This window comes from Novosphingobium sp. TK71 (genome assembly GCF_055361505.1).
This window is the reverse complement of the sequence record NZ_CM143962.1, coordinates 1,410,761-1,420,832: the sequence shown is the minus strand read 5'-3', so window position 1 is coordinate 1,420,832 and position 10,072 is coordinate 1,410,761. Positions and strand designations below refer to the sequence as shown.

At 66.2% G+C, this 10,072-nt stretch carries 7 protein-coding genes and 1 tRNA gene; 3 read left to right on the top strand and 5 right to left on the bottom strand.

Annotation, left to right across the window (positions count from 1 at the left end; all coding sequences use genetic code 11):
* Positions 1 to 172 precede the first annotated feature (172 nt).
* The 5 genes from ACXJ16_RS06545 to infA form a co-directional block, all read right to left on the bottom strand.
* Positions 173 to 248 (bottom strand) — tRNA-Phe (locus ACXJ16_RS06545).
* A 100-nt stretch (positions 249 to 348) separates the two neighbouring features.
* Positions 349 to 516, bottom strand: coding sequence for a DNA gyrase inhibitor YacG (locus tag ACXJ16_RS06540; RefSeq protein WP_082370555.1), 168 nt, complete (start codon positions 514 to 516; stop codon positions 349 to 351).
* Complete coding sequence (locus ACXJ16_RS06535; protein WP_454797046.1) at positions 513 to 1,487, bottom strand: ribonuclease E/G; 975 nt, start codon at positions 1,485 to 1,487, stop codon at positions 513 to 515. The genes ACXJ16_RS06540 and ACXJ16_RS06535 overlap by 4 nt, the downstream gene beginning before the upstream one ends.
* A gap of 20 nt (positions 1,488 to 1,507) precedes the next feature.
* A complete protein-coding gene (locus ACXJ16_RS06530; protein ID WP_185998804.1) occupies positions 1,508 to 2,110 on the bottom strand; it encodes a Maf family protein in 603 nt (200 codons plus the stop codon).
* A gap of 25 nt (positions 2,111 to 2,135) precedes the next feature.
* Positions 2,136 to 2,381, bottom strand: coding sequence for a translation initiation factor IF-1 (gene infA, locus ACXJ16_RS06525; protein WP_054441495.1), 246 nt, complete (start codon positions 2,379 to 2,381; stop codon positions 2,136 to 2,138).
* Between the two features lie 302 nt (positions 2,382 to 2,683).
* Between infA and ACXJ16_RS06520 the strand changes: the two genes are divergently transcribed.
* The 3 genes from ACXJ16_RS06520 to ACXJ16_RS06510 all read left to right on the top strand — a co-directional run bounded on the left by ACXJ16_RS06520 (position 2,684) and on the right by ACXJ16_RS06510 (position 10,041).
* Complete coding sequence (locus ACXJ16_RS06520) at positions 2,684 to 5,173, top strand: TonB-dependent receptor (RefSeq protein ID WP_463921636.1); 2,490 nt, start codon at positions 2,684 to 2,686, stop codon at positions 5,171 to 5,173.
* Between the two features lie 82 nt (positions 5,174 to 5,255).
* Positions 5,256 to 7,199: an excinuclease ABC subunit UvrC gene (uvrC, locus tag ACXJ16_RS06515; RefSeq protein ID WP_054441501.1), complete on the top strand. Its 1,944-nt coding sequence runs from the start codon at positions 5,256 to 5,258 to the stop codon at positions 7,197 to 7,199.
* A 40-nt stretch (positions 7,200 to 7,239) separates the two neighbouring features.
* Complete coding sequence (locus tag ACXJ16_RS06510; protein WP_463921634.1) at positions 7,240 to 10,041, top strand: M1 family metallopeptidase; 2,802 nt, start codon at positions 7,240 to 7,242, stop codon at positions 10,039 to 10,041.
* Positions 10,042 to 10,072: the final 31 nt, after the last annotated feature.

Below are 10,072 nucleotides of genomic sequence, written 5' to 3'. Positions count from 1 at the left end.
GTTTTTGCGGATTTTTCGCGGCTTCGGGCGGTTTTTTCGCAGAGATACTGCCCGGCGTGTTCACAAGGTAACGCAGCAAGGCGTTATCCTCCCACTTATCCAGGCACGTCTTTCCGGAGGGATTCGCAAGGGAGCGGGGCAAAGAAAAAGGCACCACCCTTCTTTCGAAGAGTGGTGCCCGGGGACGGGATCGAACCGCCGACACCATGATTTTCAGTCATGTGCTCTACCAACTGAGCTACCCGGGCATCTCTGCTAGAGTGGCCGCCGAAGCGACCGTCTCGTTGTCGGTGGCGGGCCTATGGCGAAGCGCGATCTGCTTGGCAACCCTAAAATGACGAGATGATTTCAATCGTCCTGTGGATAGTTTTGCGGTGCGGCCGGTCCGGGCAGGGCGTAACCGTCCTCAAGCCACTGGAGAAGGTCGCGGTCGCGGCAGCGCTTCGAACAGAAGGGGGTGTGTTCAGCCACGCGCGGCTTGCCGCAGATCGGGCATTTGCGATTGCTCAGGGTCATGACGAGACCGCCTGCGCGAATCCGCCCGTCAGCGCAAGGCCGGTATCCTCATGCCAGCGCAGGGTGCGCCCGGTGCGTCGGGCAAGCTCGGCTTCCCATTTCGCAGGGACTTGCGCACGCACGCGGGGGTGGGCGGTGAGCAGCAGCGTGCCGGGTTCCTGCACGCGCTCCGCCTGCCGCAGCAGGAGCCTTGCGCAGGCGCCTGCGCGATCGTGGCGCAGCCGGTGGAGAATCGAGGGGCGTTCCAGCCGTGCGACAAGCTGGACGAAACCGAAGCCGTTCATCGCCGTGGACTGGTGCGGCCAATGGTCCAGCGCCTGCGCCAGCGCCGCGTCCACGGCGCGGCGGTCGTCCTTGCGCTCCAGCGAGGGGAAATCGATGCCGATCGATCCACCCAGGTCGAACTGGCTCACGGCGCGGGCGATTGCGGGGACCGCCGCCAGCGCGAGCGCGCGGGGGGCTAGGGCCCCGTCGATGTCGATCAGCGTCATCGCCGGGGTCGGGATCACGAGAATCGCCCCGCCATCGAAAGTCAGTTCGCCGTCGAGCGCCTCGCCCGCCAGTTCGGGCCAGGGGTCATCCGGGAACTGCCTGAGCTTGCGCACGGGAAAGCCGGTTCCGCGAAGCGAATCGGCGAGCGTGGGGGCAGGGCGGGGCGCGAGATCGGTGATTTTCGCCTGGGCCCGTTTGAGGCGGCCGGATTCGGCCATGGCGGCACGGGTGACGATCGCGCGCACCGGGGCACCTTCGCTGGCCTGGGCGGGCAGTCCATCGACCAGCGCTTCCTCGCCCGAGGGGAAGCGCAGGGTTCCGCGCGTCGCCCCTTTCGCGCGGGCGATGAGCACGGCGTCCGCCACTTCCCCGGCGACGAGGCTTCCGTACCACTGCAAGCGGGCCGATAGCACTTCGCCGCCATCAACGAGGATCGCGCGGCTTTCGCCGATCCCGTCCTCGACCAGCCACTCAGGCATCGGGCATTTCGGCGGAAATCTCAGGCAAGGGCGAAGCCCGCCGCCCTGAGGAGGGCGCGGGTCTCGTAGAGGGGGAGGCCGACCACGCCGGAATGGCTGCCGGAGATCGAGGTGATGAGACCCTCTGCACTGCCCTGGATGGCATAGCCGCCCGCCTTGCCGTCCCATTCACCGCCGGCGATGTAGCTGTCTATCTCTTCGGCGGCGAGCGACTTGAAGTGCACGATCGTTTCGGACAGCCGTTCGCGCAGCAAGCCTTCGGGAGACTTCAGCGCGATTGCGGAGAGCACGCGGTGGCGGCGGCCGGACAGCAGCGCCAGACAGGCGCGCGCGGTTGTCTCGTCCTCGGCCTTTGGCAGGATGCGGCGGCCGCAGGCAACCACGGTGTCTCCGGCAAGGACGTGGGCGTCTCCAGCATTCACCGCGAGCGCCTTTTCACGCGCCATGCGGCGGGCATATTCGCGGGGAATCTCCCGCGCGTGGGCGGTCTCGTCGATATCGGCGGCCATGACGGCGTGAGGCACGATGCCGAGCCGGCCGATCAATTCGCGGCGGCGCGGGCTGGCCGAGGCAAGAATGAGTCGAAGGTCTCGCGGGGCGGGGCAAGCGTCCTGCGAAGCGATGGGGTCACCCGGCGGGGACACGGTTTCAGTACTGACCGGGGCCACCGCGACCTGGCATGAAACGGTAGGTGATGCGACCCTTGGTAAGGTCGTAGGGGGTGAGCTCGACGAGAACTTCGTCACCGACCAGCACGCGGATGCGGTTCTTGCGCATTTTTCCGGCGGTGTGGCCAAGGACTTCGTGGCCGTTTTCCAGCTCCACGCGGAACATCGCATTAGGCAGGAGTTCTACGACCCGGCCGCGCATTTCGAGGAGTTCTTCTTTCGCCATTGGCGATCATTACCCGTAAGCTTGCTGCAACATCGCGCGCGGCATACCCACGACGCGCCAAAAATGGAAGCCTCGCCTGCGGCACGCCTGCAAACTCCCATTGCGACGAATGCCGGTGTTCTTGCGACAAAATGTTACCCCGCAGCGCCTTGAAGCCATTTCGCACTCGCGGCATCAGCGCCGTGGGGACGGGGGAGTTCATTTCTTGGCGGAGAGTAGACTTGCGGTGCGTGCATCTCATCCCTTTGGCTGCGGGCGTATGCCTGCCGGCCCTTGCCATGGGGCAGACGATTTCCAATCCGGTGACCGTGAGTGCGGCCGCCGGGCTGGAAGCCGGGCTGGCTGGCAGCGGCGCGGCGGTACCCGTGGCGGCACAGGATGCGCCAGCGGTTCAGGATGAAGACAAGGACGAAGACCCGCTGGAGGTCAGCACCGGGGACATCGTCGTCGTCGCGCCGCGCATCCGTGGGCAACTCGACGTTCCCAACCAGCCCATCGCCACTTTCGACGAGAACGACATCGCCGCTTACGGGGCGGATTCGATCGGCGACCTGATCGCCGCGATCTCGCCGCAGACCGGCAGCGGGCGTGGACGCGGTTCGGGCACGCCGGTGATCCTCGTCAACGGCCAGCGCATCACCAGTTTCCGCGAGATGCGCAACATCCCGCCCGAAGCCATTCGCAAGATGGAAGTGCTACCCGAGGAAGTGGCGCTGCGCTTCGGCTATCCGGCGAACCAGCGCGTCGTGAACATGATCCTCAAGGACCAGTTCTCCGCCACGACCGTTGCCGGCGAATACAATCGCCCGACGCGCGGCGGCTATGACAATTACGAACTGGAAAGCGGCATCGTGAAGATCGCCGGCCCGCGCCGGTACAACTTCAACGCCAAGTACACCGATACCTCGTTGCTCACCGAACGCGAGCGGAACGTGCGGCAGGAGGATTCGTCGCGGCCCACCGTGGCGGGCGATCCCGATCCGGCGCGCTACCGCAGCCTCGCGGCGGCAGACAGCGAATTCGTGGCGAACGGCACGATGACCCAGAGCCTTGGCGAACAGGGCCTTGCCGGGTCGATCACGGCCAACGGCACATTCACGCACTCGGTCACCACCTCGCTGTCGGGTCTGGATACCGTGACGCTGACGTCGCCTTCCGGCAGCAGCGAGATCAGGGTCTTGCCCGATCCGCTGACGTCGCGGGTGGTGACGGACATTTTCGAGGCGGGGCTCGGCTACAATGCCATGATCGGCCAGTGGATGTTCAACATCACCGGCGACGGCAGTTATACGGATGCCGAGACCCGCACCGACCGGCGCCGGGACCTGACCGGATTGCAGGATGCGGCAGAGGCCGGCAGTCTCGACGTGGCAGGTGCCTTGCCCTTCGTGCCGGGCGCCGGCGTGGATGTCGCGCGCAGTCGCACGACCGGGCTGTCCTCTCTCGCGACGCTTTCCGGCACGCCTTTCAGCATGCCGGCGGGGGATGCGAACCTCACCTTCAAGGGCGGGTATGACTTCAGCCAGGTCCGGAGCGAGACGACGGCGATCAACGGCACCGGCAGCAAGCTCACGCGCGGGGACGTTTCGGCAGGCGTCAACCTGGCGATTCCGCTCACCAGCCAGGGCGATTTTCTGGGCGGGATCGGCGATCTTGCGCTGAATGTCAGCGCCGGGCTTGACCATCTTTCCGACTTCGGCACTCTCACTGACTGGAGCGCCGGTCTCACCTGGTCGCCGACCGGCAAGCTGACCTTCCAGGCGAGCTACCTCGTCGACGAGGCCGCGCCGACGCTGGCATTGCTCGGCGCCCCGAACGTGCTCACCTACAATGTCTCGGTCTACGATTTCACGCGGAACACCACCGCGCTGGTGACGGTGCTGACCGGCGGCAACCAGGATCTCGTCAAGGAAAAGCAGCGCGACATCAAGATGTCGGCGACGTGGGAGCTGCCCTTCATGGAGCGCTCGAACCTGCTCGTCGAGTATTTCCACAATCGCTCCTCGAACGTCAGCGAAGCTTTCCCGATGCTCACGCCGGCCGTGGAGGCGGCGTTCCCGGGCCGTGTCCAGCGTGACGAGGCAGGCAACCTGACCTATGTCGACCGGCGCGCGGTGACGTTCGACGAGGAAACCAGTTCGCGTATCCGCTGGGGGCTGAATCTCTCGGGCAATCTCGGTAGCCAGAACGGGCAGGGCGGTCCGGGCGGTCCGGGCGTACCTCCTTCCGGCGGCGGTGCGCGTCCCGGCGGGGCGCCGGGCGGTCGTGGCGGGCCGCCGATGATGGGGCCCGGAGGCCCCGGCGGGAAGGGCGGTCGCTGGAACATCTCCGTCTATCATACCTGGCGCTTCACGGACCGCGTGACGATCGCGGACGGGGTGGAGACGCTCGACCAGCTCAATGGCGAGGCGCTGACGGCCGGCGGCGTTCCGCGCCATGCGATCGAGGCCGAGGGCGGTCTGTTCAAGAACGGCTACGGCCTGCGCCTCAAGGCCGAATGGGAAGCGCCCACGCATGTCAACGGCAGCGGCGCGCCGACCAGTTCCGACTTGCGGTTCGGCAGCACTTTCGACGTGAACCTGCGCCTGTTCGCCGATCTCGGCAGGAACGAGGCCCTCGTGGCGAAGATGCCCTTCCTCAAGGGCGCGCGGCTTTCGCTGACGGCGGACAACCTGCTCGATTCGCGGCAGAAGGTCACCGATCAGAACGGCCTGGTGCCTATCGCCTATCAGGCTGCCTACCGCGAGCCGCAGGGCCGGGTGCTCGGCATAGATTTCCGCAAGATGTTCTGATCGTCCCCTCTTCCCGGACCTGATCCGGGAAGAGGGGAGGAGACCGCTTCCCCTTCGGCGCTTCAATCTCTATCTGGCGCTCATGGCGCGAACACCTGCCGGTACTCCCGAACACCCCAATGGCACCGAACGCTTCAACGAGGAGCGGGCGCGCGACACGCTGCGCGGTTCGGACCAGCCCGATCTGCAAGCCGGCGTGGAGGTCATCCGAGAGACGGTGCGGACCCTCCCGGCCAAGCCCGGCGTCTACCGCATGCAGGATGCCCGCGGCGACGTGCTCTACGTGGGCAAGGCGCGGGTGCTGAGGAACCGGGTGGCCAACTATACCCAGTGGGAGCGCCTTCCCGGACGGCTCCAGCGCATGGTCAGCCAGACGCGTTCGATGACCATCGTCACCACCAATTCCGAGGCGGAGGCGCTGCTGCTCGAAGCGCAGCTGATCAAGCGCTTTCGCCCGGCCTACAACGTGCTGCTGCGGGACGACAAGTCGTTCCCCTTCATCCTGCTGCGCGCCGATCACGACTTTCCGCGCATCATGAAGCACCGGGGCGCGCGCAAGATGAAGGGCAATTACTACGGCCCCTTCGCCAGCGCCGGTTCGGTCAACACCACGATCAACGCGCTTCAGAAGCTGTTCCTGCTGCGCTCCTGCACCGACAGCTTCTTCTCGCGGCGCGACCGGCCCTGCCTGCTCTACCAGATCAAGCGCTGCTCGGCCCCCTGCGTGGGGCGTATCGATGAGGCAGGCTACGGCGAACTCGTGAAGGAGGCCAAGGACTTCCTTGGCGGCAAATCGAGCGCGGTGCAGAAGAAGATCGAGAGCCAGATGGCCGAAGCCGCGGAATCGCTGGACTTCGAACGCGCGGCGATGCTGCGAGACCGTCTGCGCGCGGCAACCTTCATCCAGGGCAGCCAGGCGATCAATGCCGAGGGCATGGACAGCGCCGATATCTTCGCGATGGCCTGCAAGAACGGGCAAGTCGGCGTGCAGGCCTTCTTCATTCGCGGCGGCCAGAACTGGGGCCACCGCGCCTTCTTCCCGACCCATACCGAAGGGCTGTCGGAAGAGGAGGTGTTCCAGAGCTTCCTTGCCCAGTTCTACGAGGAAGTGCCGCCTTCGCGCACGATCCTGGTCGACCGGGAATTGCCCGAGGCCGAACTCATGGCCGAGGCGTTCCGAGAACTGGCGGGCGGCAAGGTCGAGATTTCGGTGCCCCAGCGCGGAAATCGGCGGCGCCTGATCGAACAGGCGATGCGCAATGCCGTGGAAGCGCTTGACCGCCGCATGGCCGAGCGCGGTTCCCAGGCGAAGATCTGGCGCGAGATGGCGGAATTCCTCGAACTGCCGGACCTGCCGCAGCGCGTGGAAGTCTACGACAACTCGCACATACAGGGCAGCAAGGCTGTCGGCGCGATGGTAGTGGCGGGGCCGGAGGGCTTCCTCACCAGCCAGTACCGCAAGTTCAATATCCGCGAGGCGCAGTCGAACGACGATTTCGCGATGATGCGCGAGGTCATGACCCGTCGCTTCGGCCGCGTGCAGGAAGAAGACCCCGAGCGTGAGAGCGGCACCTGGCCGGACCTCGTGCTGATCGACGGCGGCAAAGGCCAGATGAGCGCGGTGAAGGACGCGCTGGAAGAACTCGGCATCGAGGACGTAAACCTCATCGCCATCGCCAAGGGGCCGAACCACGGGCGCGAGGGGCGCGAGGTGTTCCATTTCCCCGACGGGCGCGAGAAGATGCTGCCGGTCAATTCGCCGCTGCTGTTCCATCTCCAGCGTCTGCGCGATGAGGTCCACCGCTTCGTCATCGGGGCGCACCGGGCGAAGCGCAGCCGGGCGATCACCGCCAGCCCGCTTGACGAGATTCCCGGCATCGGCCCGGCCCGCAAGCGCGCCTTGCTGCTGCACTTCGGCACGGCCGGGAAAGTGCGTGCCGCCAGCCTTGCCGATCTCCAGCGCGCGCCCGGCGTCAGCGCGGCGGTCGCGCAGACGATCTACGATTTCTACCATCCGAACGGCTGACCGCTTCCATACGAACGGCCGACTCCCATCGACGAACGACATGGCCGCTACGCGACACTTCGCGCTAGGACGCGCGCATTCGCTTGCGCGCGGGGTGGACCTGCGCATCAGCATCAAAGCCGATTTCCCGGAGCTTCAGCCTCTCATGCGTTCTTCCCTGCGTAACCTTGCCACGGCCGGCGCCGTGATTGCTTTCGCCGTTTCCACGCACGCTTTCGCCGCAGCCGTACCGCCCGCCGCTTCGGGCGCGCCGGTGCCGCTGGCCGACACCGTGCCAAGCGACCTGCCGCGCAGCGCCCGGCCCAGCCACTACCGCATCGAGGTCACTCCCGATGCCGAGAAGCTGACGTTCACCGGCACGGTCTCGATCGATCTCACCGTCTTCACCGCCAGCGATGCGCTGACCCTGCACGGTAACGGCCTCACCGTCTCCGCCGCGAAGCTGGTCGCCGAGAACGGCATGCAGATCGCGCTCCAGACCAGTGCCGACGACAAGGCTCAGACCCTGCGCTTCGCTGCGGGCAAGGCCATCGCGCCGGGCAAGTACCGCCTCGACGTGACGTATGCGGGCAAGATCGGCACCCAGCCTTCCGGCCTCTTCGCGCTCGACTATCCCGACAAGCGCACCGGCAAGGACGTGCGCGGCATCTTCACCCAGTTCGAGGCGCCTGAAGCCCGCCGGTTCGTGCCCAGCTTCGACGAACCCAGCTACAAGGCGACGTTCGACCTTTCCGCGGTCGTCCCCGCAGATCGCATGGCGATCAGCAACATGCCGGTGAAGGGCCAGGAAGCACTCTCCGGAGGACTCAAGCGCGTGACGTTCGCGACGACGCCGAAGATGAGCTCCTACCTGCTGTTCTTCGCCATGGGCGACTTCGAGCGCAGCGCTATGAAGGCGGCGGACGGCCTGGAAGTGGGCATCGTCTCGCCCACCGGCAGCGGCGCGAAGGCGGACTATGCCCGTGACGGCCTCGCCCAGATCCTGCCGTGGTTCGACGATTACTTCGGCGTGAAGTTCCCGCTGCCCAAGCTCGACAACATCGCAGCGCCCGGCTCGTCGCAGTTCTTCGGCGCGATGGAGAACTGGGGCGCGATCATGACTTTCGAGCGCATCCTGCTGCTCGACCCCGCCGTGACCAGCCCCTCCGGCAAGCAGAGCATCTACAGTGTGCAGGCGCACGAAACCGCGCACCAGTGGTTCGGCGATCTCGTGACGATGGCCTGGTGGGACGACATCTGGCTGAACGAGGGCTTTGCGAGCTGGATGGCCGACAAGGTCACCGACCACTTCAACCCCGAGTGGAACTGGAAGCTGAACGGCATCGACGGCCGCGAAGGCGCCATGGCGCTCGACGCGCTGCCGACCACGCACCCGGTTGTGCAGAAGGTTCGCACCGTTTCCGAGATGGAACAGGCCTTCGATTCGATCACCTACCAGAAGGGTCAGGCGGTCATTTCGATGCTGGAAGACTATGTCGGCGCCGATACCTGGCGTGCGGGCATGCAGACCTACATGCGCAATCACGCCTATTCGAACACCAGCAGCCGGGACCTCTGGGGTGCGATGGAATCGGCCGGCGGCAAGGACGTGGACCTCATCGCCGAGGCCTTCACCCACACGCCCGGGGTGCCGCTGCTGCGCGTGAACGTCTCGGCTTGCGCTGGCGGCAAGACCCGTCTCGACCTGACGCAGGATGCCTTCTCGCTCGATCCTTCGGCGCGTGCCTCCTCGACAAACGGCGGCGAGAAGCCGACCTGGCCGATGCCGCTGCTGATCCGCGCCGGTAACGGCGAGCCGACGCGCCATCTGATGAGCGGCCGGACCGAGAGCCTGACCGTTGACAGCTGCGATGCCGTGCTCGTGAACGCGGGCCAGCTCGGCTATTACCGCACACTCTACAACGGCAAGGCGCTCGATGCTCTGGTCTCCTCGTTCGGCTCGCTTGCGCCGATCGATCAGTACGGGTTGCTGCGTGACAATCTCTCGCTGTCGCTGGCCGGGTATCAGGACATGTCGGCGGGCCTGCGGCTGCTGGCCTCGGTGCCCGGAACCGCCGATGCGACGCTGGCGGGCAAGGTCGTCGGCCAGTGGGAGAGTGTCTACGGCTTGCTTGACGATGCCAGGGTGAAGGACAAGCTCGCCGCGCGCATCTCGAAGACCTGGGCCCCGCGTCTCGACCAGCTGGGCTTCGATCCGGTCGCGAACGAGCCGCTGACCGATACCAAGCTGCGTGCGCAGTTGATCGACACGCTCGGTTCCATCGGCGACAAGCGCGTCGTGGCCGAGGCGCGCCGCCGTCTTCAGGGCCTTGCCGCCGATCCCAAGTCGCTGGACGGTCCGCTCAAGGGAACCTGGCTCGGCGTCGCCGCAAGCAACGCGACCCGGGCCGACTGGGACCTGCTGCGCCAGCAGGTGGCCCGGGCCACAAGCTTCGTCGAACGCCAGCTCTACTACACAGACCTCGGCATGGCGCCGGATGAGGCCATCGCCAGGGACGCCCTTGCGCTCGCCATTTCCGGCACGCCGGATGCCACAAGCGCCTCGCAGATCATCACCACGGTCGGCCGCGCACATCCCGAGATGACCTTCGATTTCGTCCGCGAACATCAGGCGGTGGTTGACGGGCTGATCGAACATTCCGGCCGCGCCCGCTTCTTCGCGCGCATTGTCGGGTCCACCACGAACCCGGAGATGGTCGGCAAGATCGAGGCCTATGCCGCCACGCTTCCGGCCGATGAGGGGAAGCCCGTGGTGCAGGCGCTGACCGGGCTGAAGGAGCGTCTGGCCAACCGTCCGCGGCAGCGGGTTGAGGTTGCAGCCTGGGTCAAGAAGGCCAGGTAAAAAGGGGCAGGGGGGGCTATGCTCCCCTGCC